At 61.0% G+C, this 16,759-nt stretch carries 13 protein-coding genes and 1 pseudogene; 10 read left to right on the top strand and 4 right to left on the bottom strand.

What is annotated here, in order from left to right; genetic code table 11:
* The first annotated feature begins 196 nt into the window (after window positions 1–196).
* The 3 genes from BSU04_RS24300 (at window position 197) to BSU04_RS24290 (ending at window position 2,067) form a co-directional block, all read left to right on the top strand.
* On the top strand, window positions 197–628 hold the full coding sequence (locus tag BSU04_RS24300) for a carboxypeptidase-like regulatory domain-containing protein (RefSeq protein WP_089163080.1): 432 nt from the start codon (window positions 197–199) through the stop codon (window positions 626–628).
* A gap of 262 nt (window positions 629–890) precedes the next feature.
* Window positions 891–1,253, top strand: coding sequence for a DUF427 domain-containing protein (locus BSU04_RS24295; RefSeq protein WP_089162970.1), 363 nt, complete (start codon window positions 891–893; stop codon window positions 1,251–1,253).
* Between the two features lie 49 nt (window positions 1,254–1,302).
* On the top strand, window positions 1,303–2,067 hold the full coding sequence (locus BSU04_RS24290; protein ID WP_089162969.1) for a CoxG family protein: 765 nt from the start codon (window positions 1,303–1,305) through the stop codon (window positions 2,065–2,067).
* 34 nt (window positions 2,068–2,101) lie between these two features.
* Here the strand turns inward: BSU04_RS24290 and BSU04_RS24285 are convergent, their stop codons facing one another.
* Complete coding sequence (locus BSU04_RS24285; RefSeq protein WP_089162968.1) at window positions 2,102–2,752, bottom strand: TetR family transcriptional regulator; 651 nt, start codon at window positions 2,750–2,752, stop codon at window positions 2,102–2,104.
* Window positions 2,753–3,204: 452 nt separating this feature from the next.
* On the opposite strand from BSU04_RS24285, the gene BSU04_RS24280 reads away from it, so the two are divergent.
* The 3 genes from BSU04_RS24280 to BSU04_RS24270 are packed head-to-tail and all read left to right on the top strand — an operon-like array spanning window position 3,205 to window position 9,344.
* The gene (locus BSU04_RS24280; RefSeq protein ID WP_089162967.1) at window positions 3,205–4,479 is read left to right on the top strand and encodes an efflux RND transporter periplasmic adaptor subunit; all 1,275 of its coding nucleotides are present in this window, start codon (window positions 3,205–3,207) and stop codon (window positions 4,477–4,479) included.
* Between the two features lie 28 nt (window positions 4,480–4,507).
* Window positions 4,508–7,699 (top strand): efflux RND transporter permease subunit, encoded by a 3,192-nt coding sequence (locus tag BSU04_RS24275; protein WP_089162966.1) that lies wholly within the window; start codon window positions 4,508–4,510, stop codon window positions 7,697–7,699.
* 1 nt (window position 7,700) lies between these two features.
* Window positions 7,701–9,344 (top strand): efflux transporter outer membrane subunit, encoded by a 1,644-nt coding sequence (locus BSU04_RS24270; RefSeq protein WP_089162965.1) that lies wholly within the window; start codon window positions 7,701–7,703, stop codon window positions 9,342–9,344.
* 97 nt (window positions 9,345–9,441) lie between these two features.
* Here BSU04_RS24270 and BSU04_RS24265 read toward each other — a convergent pair whose 3' ends face one another.
* Window positions 9,442–10,815, bottom strand: a complete 1,374-nt coding sequence (locus BSU04_RS24265; protein WP_089162964.1) for a nucleobase:cation symporter-2 family protein — start codon at window positions 10,813–10,815, stop codon at window positions 9,442–9,444.
* 501 nt (window positions 10,816–11,316) lie between these two features.
* Here BSU04_RS24265 and BSU04_RS47885 point away from each other — a divergent pair.
* The 4 genes and pseudogenes from BSU04_RS47885 to fghA all read left to right on the top strand — a co-directional run.
* Window positions 11,317–11,559 (top strand): annotated as a pseudogene (locus BSU04_RS47885) (hypothetical protein); the annotation flags it as partial.
* Between the two features lie 99 nt (window positions 11,560–11,658).
* Window positions 11,659–12,882: an AGE family epimerase/isomerase gene (locus BSU04_RS24255; protein WP_089162962.1), complete on the top strand. Its 1,224-nt coding sequence runs from the start codon at window positions 11,659–11,661 to the stop codon at window positions 12,880–12,882.
* A gap of 58 nt (window positions 12,883–12,940) precedes the next feature.
* Window positions 12,941–14,047, top strand: a complete 1,107-nt coding sequence (locus BSU04_RS24250; protein ID WP_089162961.1) for an S-(hydroxymethyl)glutathione dehydrogenase/class III alcohol dehydrogenase — start codon at window positions 12,941–12,943, stop codon at window positions 14,045–14,047.
* A gap of 72 nt (window positions 14,048–14,119) precedes the next feature.
* Complete coding sequence (fghA, locus tag BSU04_RS24245; RefSeq protein WP_089162960.1) at window positions 14,120–14,965, top strand: S-formylglutathione hydrolase; 846 nt, start codon at window positions 14,120–14,122, stop codon at window positions 14,963–14,965.
* A 47-nt stretch (window positions 14,966–15,012) separates the two neighbouring features.
* On the opposite strand, the gene BSU04_RS24240 is transcribed toward fghA, so the two are convergent.
* Complete coding sequence (locus tag BSU04_RS24240; protein ID WP_089162959.1) at window positions 15,013–15,795, bottom strand: metal ABC transporter permease; 783 nt, start codon at window positions 15,793–15,795, stop codon at window positions 15,013–15,015.
* Window positions 15,788–16,723: an ABC transporter ATP-binding protein gene (locus BSU04_RS24235; protein WP_089162958.1), complete on the bottom strand. Its 936-nt coding sequence runs from the start codon at window positions 16,721–16,723 to the stop codon at window positions 15,788–15,790. The genes BSU04_RS24240 and BSU04_RS24235 overlap by 8 nt, the downstream gene beginning before the upstream one ends.
* Window positions 16,724–16,759 lie beyond the last annotated feature (36 nt).

Below are 16,759 nucleotides of genomic sequence, written 5' to 3'. Positions count from 1 at the left end.
CAAAACATCGCGCGCTGGACGGCGGGAGACAAGCGGAACGCCGATCAAGGCGTCTGAAGTCCATAAGGAGCTGATCACGATGACCAAGACGACTAACGCAGCGATTGAAGCAACTACCGAGAGAAACACGGGCGCGTTGACTAAACACAGCCGGCCTGCCGTGAGGAACGCGTCCATTGCCGTACTGGCAGCCGTGATGACGTTCGGGATGGCCGGCGGCGCGTTCGCCCAGACTGCGGGCGGCGGAACGAGCGACATGAGCAGCGCCGGCAATACGAACGGCGGTGGGCTTCCGCAGATCCAGACGCAAGGCGACGTGTCGTTCACGTCCGGTGGCGTGGGGCTGGACGAATCGCACGCGCTCATTCGCGAGCAGGCGCATTGGCCGCTTTCGTTGCGATTCACGGGGCCGACGTCAGACTATCTCTCTGACGTCCATGTGCGGATTGCCGATGCAAAGAACGGTGAAGTACTCAAGACCGACGCAATGGGCCCCTACATGCTGGTGAAGCTGCCGCCAGGCCATTACACGGTCTATGCCCGCTACAAGGATTCGGAAAAGAAGCAAGGGGTGACGGTGGCCGGCAACGGTCGAGCGAAGGCTGATTTCCACTGGTCCATGCAGTAAACGTTCAAACACTATCAGACGCACCATGCGCCGCGGTGAGCCACCGTACGCAAAACCGCATATGAAACAAAGGACTGCGGCAATCCTTTAAATGTGCTCCAGGGTGTGGTGCCGGTGCCTAAGACGTTAGCGGTGCTTGCACAAGCACCGCGAAGTTGTCTCATAATGAAAGCCACGGGTCCCGGAAAACCCGTGGCTTTTTTATGTCGTTGCTGCAAACACGGCGGCGGCCGTTTCGTTTTTTTGGTACCGGGAGCGCGCGATGAGCACCGACACCCATCACATTGAAATCTCGCTGAATACGCGGCGCCATCGCGTGATTCATCAGGGCGTGACGTTCGCCGACACCCATGCGGCCTTGACGCTGATCGAAACGGGCCTCGATCCGGTGCATTATTTCCCGCGAGCCGATGTCAACACGGCGCGCCTCTCGAAATCCACGCATACCTCACATTGCCCTTACAAGGGCGACGCTACGTACTACCATCTGCTGACCGAGGATGGTCCCATCGAAAACGCCGTGTGGAGTTACGAGCAGCCGAACGAAGGCGTCGCGCAAATCAAAAATTATCTGGCGTTTTATCCGTCGCGAATCGATCGTATCGACGAGACGGCGGGTACCTGACACGCCAGGTCGAAATGAAAACAGTGGGCGCCATGCTGGGGAGGGCCCGATGGAAGTAGCCGATGCCTTACGCATTCCGCTCGAACCCGCTCAGGTGCGCGAGGCATTGGGAGATCTTGCGCTCGTGCGCGCGAGTATCGATAACTGCGAATCCCTGGTGCGTCTGGCCGGCGGCGAATACACGTTGCGCTTGACGGTCCCGCTTGGCGCGTTGCGGGCGCACTACACGATCCGGGCACACGTTGCCGACGCTACCCGTTTGCCGCGCCATGATGGCCAATCCGGCGATGTCGACGCGCAAACCCTCAGTTTCAAGGCCCGCGGCGAAGGCGTGGGATCGTTGCGCGGACAAATCGCCGTGGCGCTGATCCCGGACGCGAACGGCGCATCGACGTGGATCGAATACACCGTCTGGGCGACGCTTACCGGCCCGCTGGCAGGTTTGCCGGCACGCCAGATCGAGAACTCGCTGCGGGAAGTCGCCGACGATTTTTTTATCGAATTCTGCGAAGTCGTGCGCGCAAAGCATGGCCAGCCGTCCGCGGTTGTGCCCGAACCGGCGGTTTCGCGCCGCCATGTGTTCTTGCGGCCGATCTCCATGTCGGCGGCGTTTTCCCGGCACGCCACCCCGGCAACGGAAAAGTCCCGCGCGGCGGCGACGGCCGACGCGATTGGCGGCGTATTGCGCCACCGGCTACCGGGTCACGCGCCTCGCCATCCGCATCCGCACAGCCTGCCCGCATGGGCGTGGGCCGCGATGATCTGCTGTGTCGCCGTGTTCCTGTTTCTCGCGCAGCGCTACGGTCTGCGGTAGCACTGTGCGTGCACCCGGCTGACCCGAGGCCCGACTAAATGGATTTGTCTGGATGCAGCAGCATGTGGGGGCTGTAGCGCATGACGTCGAAACAGGAATCGATCAGGCGTTCGGCGTCATTCTTGAGATCGATGCTCTCGGGCCACATCAGCGAATCGTAAAGAATGCCGGTGAAGAGCGCGTGCAGGATGGTGGTGGCGTGGTGCGTATCGAGCATGGCCGGCAACTGGCCTTTATCAACCGCATTGCGCAGTCCGCGCTCGATGTTCTCTTTCCCCTCGCGCATGTTCGTCTGATGCCGTTCGCGCACCGGCCCCATGTCTTCCACGAACTCACACTTTAAAAACAGGATGTCGAATACGCGCCGGCGCTGCTCGTCGAGCGCGATATTGCGCATGCACCAGATGAAGATGTCGCGGATCCGGCCAAGCGGATCGGCCTCCTTGGTGTCGAGCGTTGCCTGGATCAGTTCATCAAGCGGTAACAGGCTGCGGTCGAACATGGCGGTGAACAGGTCGCCTTTGTTCGCAAAGTGCCAATAGATTGCGCCGCGCGTAACGCCGGCCTCCAGCGCGATGTCGGCCAGTGTGGTGCGCGAAACGCCTTTCTCGAAAAAAACCCGTTCTGCTGCATCGAGAATACTATTGCGCGTCTCTGCCGCTTCTTCCTTGGTTCGTCTGACCATTATTTCGTGGGTTCCAGCTTGCCTGCCAAGCGGTAGAGTTACCGCCGTCTTATACTGCACTGCAGCGACGTCATGCTTTTGTTCATCGTTCGCCAGTCCTTCGAGACGATTCCCCTCGCACTGCTCTTGTTCACGTACGATCGTCTCTTTTACGTTCGTCCGTGAATGTATATACAATACCATCCGTCCAACGATAGCCCAAGTAGCACTGACCGGTTAATATCCGACACAGCTTTCATTCCGCCGTCCGTCCGCGTGGCCCGTCCCTTGGCCGTTGTCAGCGGCAGCCGTACACAGAGACGGCTCCAGGCGCTGCGGACGAATGATGGTCGGGCCACCGGTTTTTGCGCCCACTGGTTACTGGTAAAGCGTCTCCAGACGCTCGTAGCGGCCCGCCCGTAGAAGGCGGCCGCGCACTTATTTCAATCTCAGTCTTTGACAGAGGTCGCTCCATGCGCGTCGAACGGGTTCCATTCCGCTTAATCAGTGCCGCGACGGCTGCCGTGATTCTTGCAGCCTGCGGACAAAAACCATCAGCACCGCCGCCCCAGACACCCGAAGTCGGGGTCGTCACTGTCCAACCCACCACTGTTCCTGTCGTGAGCGAACTGCCTGGCCGCACGAGCGCATTCCTCGTCGCCCAGGTTCGTGCACGGGTCGACGGCATTGTGCTGCGCCGTGAATTCACGGAAGGCGCGGAAGTGAAGGCGGGCCAGCGGCTCTACAAGATTGATCCGGCGCCGTACATCGCGGCCCTGAATACCGCCAAGGCAACGCTCGCCAAGGCGCAGGCCAATCTGGTGACCCAGAACGCCCTGGCGGCGCGCTACAAGATCCTCGTCGCGGCAAACGCGGTCAGCAAGCAGGACTACGACAACGCCGTGGCAACTCAAGGTCAAGCCGCGGCCGACGTTGCGTCGGGCAAGGCCGCTGTCGACACCGCGCAGATCAACCTCGGTTATACGGACGTAGTGTCGCCGATCACGGGTCGCACAGGTTTGTCGCAGGTCACGCCTGGCGCTTACGTGCAGGCTAGCGCCGCTACGCTGCTGACCACGGTTCAGCAACTCGATCCGGTTTATGTCGACCTGACGCAATCGAGCGTGGACGGCCTGAAGCTGCGCCGCGACATTCAGGAAGGGCGCTTGCAGACCGGTGGCGTCAATGCCGCCAAGGTCACGCTGATCCTGGAGGACGGCCGTACGTTTTCGGAACCGGGCAAGCTGCAGTTCTCCGACGTGAGCGTGGACCAGGGCACCGGTTCGGTCACGGTGCGCGCGATTTTCCCGAACAAGGACCGCGTGCTGCTGCCGGGCATGTTCGTGCGAGCGCGTATCGACGAAGGTGTGAACGACAAGGCGCTGGTGGTCCCGCAAGTCGGCGTGACGCATGACCAGAAGGGCCAGCCGACGGCACTCGTGGTCGGTCCGGACAACAAGGTGGCGTTGCGCCAGCTGGTGACGTCGGGTACCTACGGCGACAAGTGGGTTGTGGATAGCGGCCTGAACCCGGGCGATCGCGTGATCGTGCAGGGGACGGAAAAAGCGCGGCCAGGTGCAACGGTCAAGCCTGTCGATGCACAGCTTCCGGCCGAGGCGGCTCAACCGGCTTCCGGTGCTGCTCCGGGCGCGGCGTCAGGCGCGGCTCCGGCGGCAGCGGACGCTGGCGCAAGCGGCGCGGCGGCTTCGAGCAATCCGGCACCCGCATCCGCGGCATCAGGCGCGTAGTCAGGCGCAATAAAAGGGAGCCTGTTTCATGGCAAAGTTCTTTATCGATCGCCCGATTTTTGCGTGGGTGATCGCCATTATTCTGATGCTGTCGGGGATCGCTTCGATCTTCACTTTGCCGGTCGCGCAGTATCCGACGATCGCGCCGCCAGCCATTCAGATCAGTGCTACGTACCCGGGTGCGTCCGCCAGCACGGTGGAAAACACGGTAACGCAGGTGATCGAGCAGCAGATGAGTGGCCTCGATCACTTGCTCTACCTGTCTTCCACCAGTGATGACTCCGGTACGGCCACTATTACGCTGACGTTCGCGGCCGGCACGAATCCGGACATCGCGCAGGTGCAGGTGCAGAACAAGCTGCAACTCGCGACGCCGCTCTTGCCGCAAGCCGTTCAGCAGCTTGGCTCCAAGGTGACGAAGTCGAGCAGCAGCTTCTTGATGGTGATGGCGTTCGTCTCCACAGACGGCAGCATGGGCCGTTACGACCTCGCCAACTACGTGGCGTCGAAGGTCGAAGATCCGATCAGCCGTATCGACGGGGTGGGCACGGTGACGTTGTTCGGCTCGCAATTCGCCATGCGGATCTGGCTGGATGCAACCAAGCTGAACAACTTCGCATTGACGCCGCTCGATGTGACGAACGCGGTTGCCGCACAGAACGTGCAGGTGGCAGGCGGCGGCTTGGGCGGCACACCAGCAGTGCCGGGCCAGATGCTGCAGGCGACCATTACGGAAGCCACGCTGCTGCAAACGCCTGAGCAGTTCGGCAACATCCTGCTGAAGGTGAATCAGGATGGCTCGCAAGTGCGGCTGAAGGACGTGTCGCGCATCGAGCTGGGCGGTGAGAACTACAACTTCGACACGAAGTACAACGGTCAGCCGACCGCCGGTTTCGGTATTCAGCTCGCCACGGGCGCCAACGCGCTGAACACGGCGAAGGCCGTGCGCGCGAAGATCGACGACCTGTCGAAGTACTTCCCGCCGGGCCTGGTCGTGAAGTATCCGTACGACACCACGCCGTTCGTGAAGCTGTCTATTGAAGAAGTGGTCAAGACGCTGATCGAAGGGATCGTGCTGGTGTTCCTGGTGATGTACCTGTTCCTGCAGAACCTGCGGGCCACGTTGATTCCGACCATCGCCGTGCCGGTCGTGTTGTTGGGTACCTTCGCGGTCATGGGGCTGGTGGGTTTCTCCATCAATACGCTCTCCATGTTCGGGCTGGTGCTCGCCATCGGCTTGCTGGTGGACGATGCAATCGTGGTGGTGGAGAACGTCGAGCGGGTGATGGCCGAGGAGGGCCTCTCTCCAAGGGATGCCACCCGCAAGGCAATGGACCAGATTACCGGCGCGCTGGTCGGCGTGGCGCTCGTGCTGTCGGCCGTGTTCGTGCCGGTGGCGTTCTCGGGCGGTTCGGTGGGCGCGATCTACCGGCAGTTTTCGCTGACCATCGTCGCGGCCATGATCTTGTCCGTGCTGACCGCGTTGATTTTGACGCCGGCATTGTGCGCGACCCTCCTGAAGCCAATCGAGAAGGGTCATCACGACGAGAAGAAGGGGTTCTTCGGCTGGTTCAACCGCACTTTCGCAAAGAGTCAGGACAAGTATCACAGCGGCGTGGAGCACGTGATCAAGCGCTCCGGGCGTTGGCTCATCATCTATCTGGTGGTGATTGTCGCGGTCGGTTTTCTGTTTGTGCGCCTGCCGAAGTCGTTCTTGCCTGACGAAGACCAGGGCACGATGTTCGTGCTCGTTCAGGCGCCGGCGGGTTCGACGCAGGAGCGCACGGCCAAGGTGCTTGCCGACGTGACCAACTGGCTGCTGACGGACCAGAAAGACATCGTCGAAGCGGTCTTTACGGTGAATGGCTTCAGCTTCGCGGGTCGCGGCCAGAACTCGGGCCTCGTGTTCGTGCGGATGAAGGATTACGGGCTGCGCCAGCATGCGGACCAGAAGGTTGGCGCGCTCGTCGGACGCATGTTCGGGCACTTCGCAGGCTACAAGGACGCGATGATCTTCCCGGTCAACCCGCCGTCCATTCCGGAACTGGGTACGGCTTCGGGCTTCGACTTCGAGTTGGAAGATCGCTCGGGTCTCGGTCACGCGAAGCTGATGGAAGCGCGCAACATGCTGCTCGGCATGGCTGCAAAGGACCCGACGCTCGCACAGGTTCGTCCTAACGGCCTGAACGACACGCCGCAGTTCAAGGTGAACGTGGATCGCGAGAAGGCGAACGCGCTGGGCCTGTCGCCGGCGACCATCGACCAGGTGTTCTCGATCGCATGGGCTTCGTCGTACGTGAACAACTTCCTGGACGTCGATAACCGGATCAAGAAGGTCTACGTGCAGGGCGACGCGCAGTTCCGCATGAACCCGGAAGACCTGAACAAGTGGTACGTGCGCAATGGCGCTGGAGCAATGGTTCCGTTCGGTGCATTCGGAACAGGCGAATGGATCTACGGTTCGCCGAAGCTCGAACGCTACAACGGTATTTCCGCGGTGGAAATCCAGGGTGCGGCGGCTCCAGGCAAGTCGACGGGTCAGGCCATGCAGGCTATTGAAGCGATTGCGGCGAAATTGCCGGCGGGTATTGGCTACGAATGGACCGGCTTGTCGCTGCAGGAACGGCAGTCGGGTTCGCAGGCGCCAATCTTGTACGGTATCTCGATTCTCGTCGTGTTCTTGTGTCTTGCCGCGTTGTATGAAAGCTGGTCAATTCCGTTCTCGGTGATCATGGTCGTACCGCTCGGTATCTTGGGCGCCTTGCTCGCGGCTACTTTGCGCGGGTTGGAAAACGACGTGTTCTTCCAGGTTGGCTTGCTGACCACGGTGGGGTTGTCGGCGAAGAACGCAATTTTGATCGTGGAATTCGCACGCGATCTGCGCAGTCAGGGCAGGACCACGGTGGAAGCGGCAATGGAAGCGGCGCGCTTGCGGTTGCGCCCGATTCTGATGACCTCGCTGGCATTTATTCTCGGCGTGTTGCCGCTTGCAGTGAGTAACGGCGCGGGTTCATCGAGCCAGCACGCCATTGGTACGGGCGTGATCGGTGGGATGTTGACGGCAACCTTCCTGGCAATTTTCATGATCCCGATGTTCTTTGTGGTGATCAGCAAGATCAGTCACGACAAGGGTACGCCGCACCACGAACACGACGGCGACAGCAACGGCGGCAATGGTGGCCAAGGCGGCACGGCTGCCCCGGCCAAGGAAGGACATTGAGATGCTAAAACACTCCTTGATGGCGGCAGCGGTCGCGCTTTTTGCGGCTGGCTGCACGATGGCGCCGAAGTACGAGCGCCCGGCGCCCCCCGTCGACCAGACGTTCCCGACGGGCGGGGTTTATGACAAGCAGCCGGACGCGGCGTCGTCGGCGGCACCAAGCGGCTCGGCGCAGGCAAAGCCGGCGGTGGACATCGGCTGGCGCGATTTCTTCGTCGACGCGCGCTTGCAGCAGATCGTTGCAATCGCGCTGAAGAACAACCGCGATCTGCGCGTGTCCATGCTCAACGTGGCAGCGGCGCGCTCGCAGTATCAGATCACGCGTGCCGAGTTGCTGCCTACGCTCGACGCAGTCGGGTCGCAGACGAAGTCGCGCACGCCGAGGGATCTGTCGTTGTTTAACCAGACGATCTCAAACCAGTATTCGGTCGGTGTGAATGCGTCCTGGGAAATCGATTTCTTCGGGCGAATTCAAAGCTTGAAGGACCAGGCGCTCGAGCAGTATTTCGCACTCGCGGAAACACGCAAGGCGGCGGAAATTTCGCTGGTGTCGCAAGTCGCCGATCAGTACCTGACCATGCTGTCGGACGACGACCAGCTCACCGTCACGCGCAACACGTTGAAGACGGCGCAGGAGTCGTATCGGATCACGAAGCTGCAATTCGATAACGGCGTGGGCACCGAACTCGACGTGACCCAGTCCGAGGGCATCCTGCAGCAGGCCGCCTCCAACCTGCAGTCGCAATTGCGTCTGCGGGCGCAGGCCGAGAATGCGCTGGTGCTGTTGGTCGGTGAGCCGTTGCCGGCAGATCTGGCGCCGGGCTTGCCGCTCGACAGTCAGAATCTGCTCGCCGATATCCCGGCCGGGCTGCCTTCGGACCTGCTTGTGCGGCGTCCGGATATCGTGTCGGCGGAGCATTCGCTGCTCGCGGCGAACGCGAACATCGGTGCCGCGCGCGCGGCGTTTTTCCCGAAGATTTCGCTGACCGGCAGCTTCGGGACGTTGGCGCCTTCGCTTGGTACGTTGTTCAAGCCGGGTTCGGCGGCGTGGTCGTTCGCACCGCAAATCTCGATTCCGATTTTCGAGGGCGGCACGAACCTGGCCAACCTGGATCTGGCTCAGATCCAGAAGCGCATCGAGATCGCGAATTACGAAAAGGCGATTCAGACGGCGTTCCGCGAAGTGGCGGACGGGCTGGCCGCGCGCGGCACGTACGACGAGCAGATCAAGGCGCTCGAGTCGTATGTGAAGTCGCAGGCTCGTGGGCTGGAGTTGTCGGATATGCGATATCGCAACGGCGTGGACAACTATCTCGCCGTGCTGACGGCACAGACAAACCTGTACACCGCGCAGCAGTTGCTGATTACGGCGCGGCTGAACCGGGCGACGAATCTCGTCGATTTGTATCGTGAGCTGGGCGGCGGCTGGGTCGAGCATGCGGGCGATCAGCCACGTCCTTCGGATGCAATGCCGAATTACCGCGATATCGGCACGCCGACGGCGGCTTCCGCGCCTGCGGCTTCCGGTACGACGGTCAGCTCGGCTTCGACGGGTCCTGCGAAGCTGGTGCCGGTGCAGCATCTGGTGCCGGTGGCGAAGCCCCAGGTTGATGCCAACGGGAAAGCAGTGGGATCGGCCGGTTAAGTTGTAAGTTGTTCAGATGTTGAAAAACCGCACCTTTTGGGGCTGCGGTTTTTTTTTGTCTCTCAGGCCTGCATTCGTAGCGATTCGACTTACCCCTTCAGTGCTCAACCTTCGCCGTCCCATCAAAATCCCTTCCGGCATGACGGATTGCACACGTCGCTTCGCGTTCCTTCTTCACCCCGTTGAACACGATATTCAACAGCACCGCCGACACCGACGCCAGCAAGATCCCGCTATGCAGGATCGGTTCCAGCGCATGCGGTAACTGCGAGAAGAACTTCGGCGCGACGACCGGCACGAGCCCCAAGCCGATACTCACCGCGACGATAAACAGGTTGTGGTGGTTCTTGACGAAGTCGACCTTCGACAGCACCTTGATCCCGTTCGCCGCGACCATGCCGAACATGACAATACCCGCACCGCCAAGCACAAACGGCGGCACCGACGCCACCACCTGCGCCATTTTCGGAAACAACCCGAGCGCCACGAGGATCACGCCGCCAGTCGCGCAGACGAACCGGCTCTTCACGCCCGTGACGCCGATCAAGCCAACGTTCTGCGAGAACGACGTATGTGGAAACGAGTTGAAGATCCCGCCAATCAACGTCCCCAATCCATCCACTCTCAGTCCGCGCACCAGCGCATCCTGATCGACGGGACGCTCGACCATGTCGCCGACGGCGAGGAACATGCCCGTCGATTCGATGAACGTGACGAACATGACGATGATCATCGTTGCAATGGAAAGCGGGTCGAAGTGCGGCAGGCCGAAGTGAAACGGCAGCACGATGCCGACCCAAGGCGCGCTCGTCACGCCGTTGAGATCGACTCGGCCAAGCGACATGGCAATCCCGAACCCCGCCACGATGCCCAGCAACACCGAAATATTCGCGATAAACCCGCGTGCAAACTTGTTGATCATCAGGATCAGCGTGAGCACGACAAGCGCCAGCAGCAGATAAACCGGATTGCCATACTCTGGATTGCCGACACCGCCGGCCGCCCAGTTGATACCCACGCCCATCAGCGACAAACCGATCACCGCGATCACCGTGCCGACCACCACGGGAGGAAAGAATCGCAGCAACTTTCCGATCATCGGTGCGAGAAAGATCCCCACGATACCCGCCGCGATCGTCGCGCCGAATATGTCGAGAATGCCGAGCCCCGGATTCGTGCCGATGGCGACCATCGGGCCGACGGCCGCGAACGTGCAGCCCATGATGACCGGCAAGCGGATGCCGAAGATCCAAAGGCCTAACGTCTGGATGAGGGTCGCGACGCCGCACGAAAACAAATCGGCGCTGATGAGGAACGCGATCTGGTCTTTCGGCAGCTTCAGTGCCGCGCCGAGAATCAGCGGGACCGCGACGGCGCCCGCGTACATCACGAGTACATGCTGAATGCCGAGCGTAAGCAACTGGGCGGCGGGTAACCGTTCGTCGCACGGATGAACCTGGTTTGATGCCATGTCGTTTCTGTCTCCATATGTCGACCGGGAGTTGGCGCTGACTCTGGTCCCATGCGCTTACTCCGGTCCCATGCAAATTTATTTGCGTTGATCCGAGCGTGTCCCTCGAATTAGTGATTCAAGGTACGTGGCGCAAAAAGCGAGAACAAGTCGACGTTGGCGTATGGCCCCCTTAGCCGCGCTGATATGCCGCGAGTGCCTTAATATCGCGTGTGGCGCGGTGAAGCCACGGCTGGCGGGCGAAGGACGATTTGCGTCGCGCTCGGCAGGGCGTCCAGATACCCGGCATGGTTATGATGGTTATCTGTTGCCCCGCATAGTCTGTTTTCCGGAGACGCGGCGCGGGCAGCGGGTAAACCCGTCGCAACCCGTTTTTACCGCTTACTTTTTCTACGAATCCGCATGCGATTTCTTGGCATCGATCTGGGCACGGCATCGCTGAAACTCGCTATCTTCGATGAAGACGGTCACGAACGTGCGTTCGCGAGCGCCGCGTACGGTTCGCCGTGGATGAATCCATCGGCGAGGGCGGGTTGGCTCGGACTCGGTCCAGGAGACACACGCGGCACGATGATGCGCGCGGTTTTCGAAGCCGTCGCGTTTGCCTGGTCCTGGCACGCGGTGGATCTGGCGGCATTGGCGCCGTCGGGGACACGGATGGCATCGCCGAGTAACGATGCAGATCTGGCGTATCGTCATACGTGTTTCATCGATTTATACCAGCGTAACGCGAGCCGGTTTTAATGCACCTTTTCGACCTCCGCTTACACTAACGCTCGCCCAGGCGAATCCAAGCGAATCCACGCGAATCCACGAGACAGCACGAACGGCCTCATACGAAATATGTCCGATACAACCACGTCCCCGGCTACACATCCCGACTTTCGCTCGCGTGAGTTCCTGCTCGATCACGCACTGCGGACCATGACCTTTTATCACCCGCACTGCATGGACCCGGCGGGCGGTTTTTATCATTTCTACAAGGATGACGGCACCCTTTATGACCGTAAGTCGCGGCATCTGGTGTCGAGCACGCGTTTCGTTTTCAACTACGCAATGGCCTACAAGCACTTCGGGCTCGATGAGTATCGCGGCGGCGTGCGTCATGGCATTGAATACCTGCGTGAGTTTCATCGTAATCCGCAGACCGGCGGTTATGCGTGGACGCTCAGCGGCCGCGACGTCACCGACGCGACCAATCATTGCTACGGCCTTGCGTTCGTCGTGCTGGCGTATGCGAAGGCGCTGGAAGCCGGATACGAAGAAGCGCGCGGGTACCTGGAAGAAACCTGGGACCTGATGGAGACGCACTTCTGGGACGCGGCCCACGGCCTGTACAAAGACGAAGCGAGTGCGGACTGGGTGGTGTCGGACTATCGCGGACAAAATGCCAACATGCACGCCTGCGAAGCGATGCTCGCCGCGTTCGAGGCGTCGCAGGATGTGCGTTACCTGGACCGTGCCGGGCTGCTCGCGGTCAACATGGTCAATCGTCAGGCTGAGCTCGCCGGCGGCCTGGTCTGGGAGCACTACAAGCCGGACTGGTCGGTCGACTGGGAATACAACAAGGGCGACAAGACCAACATTTTCCGGCCGTGGGGATTCCAGCCGGGTCATCAGACCGAATGGGCGAAGCTGCTGCTGATTCTCGACCGGCATCGTCCGGACCCATGGCACGTCACGCGCGCACGAGAACTGTTCGATCGTGCGCTGGAATTTTCGTGGGACCACGAACACGGCGGGATGATTTACGGTTTCGATATCAAAGGCGAGTTCTACGACGAGGACAAGTATTTCTGGGTCCAGGCAGAGTCACTTGCCGCTGCCGCATTGCTTGCCGATCAAGCCACGCAAGCCGGTGACACGGCCACGGCAGAGCGTTACTGGAACGACTACGACCGTCTGTGGGCGTATAGCTGGGACCACTTCGTCGATCACAAATGGGGCGCGTGGTACCGGATACTCGCTCGCGACAATACGAAATACAGTAACGAAAAAAGCCCGGCCGGCAAGGTCGACTATCACACCATGGGCGCATGCTACGAAGTACTAAACGTTGTGTCCTGACCTAGTGCAACGCACCGCCTGCCCACTCTGAATCAACGATCAACGAAAGGAGCCAGACATGAAGACCAAAGCCGCTATTGCATGGGAAGCCGGAAAGCCGCTCACCATTGAGGAAGTCGACCTCGAAGGGCCGCGCGCGGGTGAAGTGCTGATCGAAGTGAAGGCGACCGGCATTTGCCATACCGACTACTACACGCTCTCGGGCGCTGATCCGGAAGGCATCTTCCCGGCCATTCTCGGGCATGAAGGCGCGGGTATCGTGGTCGATGTCGGCCCGGGCGTGGGCACCTTGAGGAAGGGCGATCACGTCATTCCGCTTTATACACCCGAGTGCCGCCAGTGCAAGTTCTGCCTGTCGCGAAAGACCAATCTGTGCCAGGCCATTCGTTCCACGCAGGGTCGCGGCCTGATGCCGGACGCCACGTCGCGCTTTTCCATCGGCGGCAAGCCGTTGTTCCATTACATGGGTACATCGACGTTTTCGAACTACATCGTCGTGCCTGAAATCGCGGTCGCGAAGGTGCGTGAAGATGCGCCCTTCGACAAGATCTGCTACATCGGTTGCGGCGTAACGACGGGCGTGGGCGCGGTCGTGTATTCGGCGAAGGTCGAGGCCGGTGCGAACGTGGTGGTGTTCGGGCTGGGTGGTATCGGCTTGAACGTCATCCAGGGCGCGAAGATGGTCGGGGCGGACAAGATCATTGGCGTCGATATCAACCCGCGCCGCGTGGAACTTGCGAAAAAGTTCGGCATGACGCACTTCATCAACCCGAACGAAGTACCGAATGTCGTCGACCACATCGTTCAGCTCACCGATGGCGGCGCGGACTATTCGTTCGAATGTATCGGCAATACAAAGGTGATGCGCCAGGCGCTGGAATGCACGCACAAGGGCTGGGGCCAGTCGTTCATCATCGGCGTGGCGGCGGCGGGCGAGGAGATCAGCACGCGGCCGTTCCAACTGGTCACGGGACGTGAATGGAAGGGCTCGGCGTTCGGCGGCGCACGCGGACGTACCGACGTGCCGAAGATCGTCGACTGGTACATGGAAGGCAAGATCAATATCGACGACCTGATCACACACACGCTGCCGCTCGAACGCATCAATGAAGGCTTCGACCTGATGAAGAAGGGCGAATCGATCCGCTCGGTAGTGTTGTATTGAGCGAAGCGCGTGCTGGGGCGGCGCGCCAAAGACGGCGCCCTGCCTTGGCGAAAAAATCGAGGGGATGAAGCAATGCTAGAACTTGTGGAAGAACATCGGTGCTGGGGCGGCGTACAGCGAACCTATAAACACGACTCGCCATCGATCGGCTTGCCGATGCGGTTCTCGGTGTTTTTGCCGGCCGAAGCATCGACAGGGAAAGTGCCCGCGTTGTTTTATCTGGCGGGTCTGACTTGCACGGAAGAAACCTTTCCGATCAAGGCCGGCGCGCAGCGTTATGCCGCGGAGCACGGCATCGCGCTGATCACGCCGGATACGAGCCCGCGTGGTGCGGGCGTGCCGAACGAAAGCGCTGCGTGGGACTTCGGCGTGGGCGCGGGATTTTACGTCGATGCAACCCAGGAACCGTGGGCGCGCAATTACCGGATGTACTCGTATGTGACGCAGGATCTGCGTGCGGGGGTGCTGGCGGAACTGCCGGTGCGTGAGGATCGGCTGGGCATTTTCGGGCACTCGATGGGCGGTCACGGCGCGCTGGTTCTCGCATTGAAGAACCCGGACATTTATAAGTCGGTGTCGGCATTCGCGCCAATCGCCGCGCCTTCGCAATGCCCTTGGGGCGTGAAGGCTTTTTCAGGCTATCTCGGCGAGGATCGGGAAACGTGGAAGCAGTATGACGCGAGCGAACTGGTGAAGAACACAGCGTCGAAATTTGAAGCAGGGATTTTGATTGACCAGGGTCTCGCCGATAACTTCCTCGCTGCGCAGTTGCATCCGGAGATCTTCGAAGCGGCGGCGAAGGCGGCAGGGCAGGCGGTGACCGTGCGCAGGCATGACGGGTATGACCACGGGTATTACTTCATCTCGACGTTTATCGGCGAGCATATTGCGTTTCATGCACGCACGCTGTGTGCTTGAGAATGGGTCAAGCGGAAACGCGTGGTGCGCTTTCGGTTGAGATCAGTTCATTTCCGTCCCAACAAACTCAACCCGTAAACCCCGGCCGCCAGGATCGTGATCCAGAAGCTGGTCGGCCAGTCGGTGTAATACGCCAGCGTCAATCCCAACCACGCTTGCCCCAGCGCGAAAACCGCCGCGAGCAGCACACCGGTCGACAGCCGCGTCGCTACGTTTTGCGCCGCCGCGGCCGGTCCCACCATCAGCGCGAAGACCAGCAAAACGCCCACTATCTGAGTCGATGCCGCCACCGCCAGCGCCGTGATCGCAAGAAACAGAATGGATACGAGGCGCAGCGAAACCCCTTTGGCTTCGGCCAGTTCCGGTTGCAATGAAGCGAACAATAACGGCCGCATGATGATCGCGAGCGCGCCGAGGCTGACCACTGCGAGCCCGGCCAGCACCACGAGCGTGTCATGGTTCACGCCGAGCACATTGCCGAACAGCAGCGCGGTCGCCTGGCTGGCGTACGCGGTAAAGAAGTGCAGGAACAGCAAGCCAAACCCGAGCGATAACGTCAGGATCACGCCGATAGCGACATCGCGTCCGGTCAGCTTTTCGCCAAGCGCACCCATGCCTATACCCGCCACGAGCGTGAAGCCGATCATGCCCCAGAGCGGCGACATGCCGACCAGCACGGCGCCGGTCGCGCCGGTAAACCCCACGTGCGATAAAGCGTGACCCGCGAAGGTCTGACCGCGCAACACGAGGAAATAGCCGACCACGCCAGCGAGCACCGCGACAATCCCCGACGCCGCGAAGGCGTTCTGCATGAACTCGTATTCAAACATCGTGGGAATGCGTTCCGGTGTGGTGATGAGCGTGGCCGTGATCGTGGCCGTGATCGTGGCCGTGATCGTGGTCGTGGGAATGAGAATGGCCTTCGGGACCGTCTTCGTGCGCGTGATCGAGCTTGTCGACTTCCACGTCGCCGGCCATGACGAAGATGCGTCCGTTCACGCGCATCACGTCAATGGGCGACCCATATAGCTGCGATAAAACGGGCTTCGTGATGACTTCATCGATCGTACCGAGCGCCGCGCGTCCATTGCCGAGGTACAGCACACGGTCGATGGAGTTGAGCAGCGGATTGAGCTCGTGGGCGGAGAACAGCACGGTAATGCCGAGTTCGCGCTGCACGCTGCGCACGAGATCGACCACGCCGGTTTGATGACGCGGATCGAGACTGATCAGGGGTTCATCGAGGAGCAGCAGTTTCGGGTCGCCGAGCAGGCATTGTGCGAGCAGCAAACGCTGCCGTTCGCCGCCCGACAACTCGGACAACGGCCGCGTGGCGAGCGTCCGACCGCCGACCAGATCGAGCACGCGATCGACATCGGCACGCGCAGCAGCGCTCGCGCGCGGCAGGCCCCAGCGATGACCATCGGCGGCCATGGCGACGAAATCGCGGCCGCGTAGATGTCGGCCGGCAAGACCGCTGCGCGTTTGCGGCATGTAGCCAACTGACGGATTACCGCGCACGACCGCCTCGCCGTTCACGCGTATTGTTCCCTTCGATAACGGCAGCAACCCCAGCATTGCGCGCATCAGCGTGGTCTTGCCGGCGCCGTTCGGACCCAGCACGCCGATAAACTCGCCTGCCGCGACGCTGAAGCTGGCGTCCTTCAGGATCGACCGCCCGCCGAGCTCGAGCGCGACGTGCTCGACTTCCAGCGCGCCCGCCTTAACGCGCGCTGAACGCGTGTCCGGAGCCGTCATTGCAACGCGCCCGAAAGCGCGATCGGTCTAGTGCCA

The sequence above is a fragment of the Caballeronia sordidicola genome (genome assembly GCF_002220365.1).
Classification (GTDB): Bacteria; Pseudomonadota; Gammaproteobacteria; order Burkholderiales; family Burkholderiaceae; genus Caballeronia; species Caballeronia sordidicola_C.
The sequence above is the reverse complement of the archived record's forward strand: the minus strand, read 5'-3'. Positions and strand labels throughout refer to the sequence as shown.

Excerpts from the sequence above, each read along its gene's own strand:
- BSU04_RS24255 (WP_089162962.1), top strand. The coding sequence starts at position 11,659 with ATGTCCGATACAACCACGTCCCCGGCTACACATCCCGACTTTCGCTCG.
- BSU04_RS24250 (WP_089162961.1), top strand. The coding sequence starts at position 12,941 with ATGAAGACCAAAGCCGCTATTGCATGGGAAGCCGGAAAGCCGCTCACC.
- BSU04_RS24265 (WP_089162964.1), bottom strand. The coding sequence starts at position 10,815 with ATGGCATCAAACCAGGTTCATCCGTGCGACGAACGGTTACCCGCCGCC.
- fghA (WP_089162960.1), top strand. The coding sequence starts at position 14,120 with ATGCTAGAACTTGTGGAAGAACATCGGTGCTGGGGCGGCGTACAGCGA.
- BSU04_RS24295 (WP_089162970.1), top strand. The coding sequence starts at position 891 with ATGAGCACCGACACCCATCACATTGAAATCTCGCTGAATACGCGGCGC.
- BSU04_RS24275 (WP_089162966.1), top strand. The coding sequence starts at position 4,508 with ATGGCAAAGTTCTTTATCGATCGCCCGATTTTTGCGTGGGTGATCGCC.
- BSU04_RS24270 (WP_089162965.1), top strand. The coding sequence starts at position 7,701 with ATGCTAAAACACTCCTTGATGGCGGCAGCGGTCGCGCTTTTTGCGGCT.
- BSU04_RS24280 (WP_089162967.1), top strand. The coding sequence starts at position 3,205 with ATGCGCGTCGAACGGGTTCCATTCCGCTTAATCAGTGCCGCGACGGCT.
- BSU04_RS24235 (WP_089162958.1), bottom strand. The coding sequence starts at position 16,723 with ATGACGGCTCCGGACACGCGTTCAGCGCGCGTTAAGGCGGGCGCGCTG.
- BSU04_RS24285 (WP_089162968.1), bottom strand. The coding sequence starts at position 2,752 with ATGGTCAGACGAACCAAGGAAGAAGCGGCAGAGACGCGCAATAGTATT.
- BSU04_RS24290 (WP_089162969.1), top strand. The coding sequence starts at position 1,303 with ATGGAAGTAGCCGATGCCTTACGCATTCCGCTCGAACCCGCTCAGGTG.
- BSU04_RS24240 (WP_089162959.1), bottom strand. The coding sequence starts at position 15,795 with ATGTTTGAATACGAGTTCATGCAGAACGCCTTCGCGGCGTCGGGGATT.
- BSU04_RS24300 (WP_089163080.1), top strand. The coding sequence starts at position 197 with ATGACGTTCGGGATGGCCGGCGGCGCGTTCGCCCAGACTGCGGGCGGC.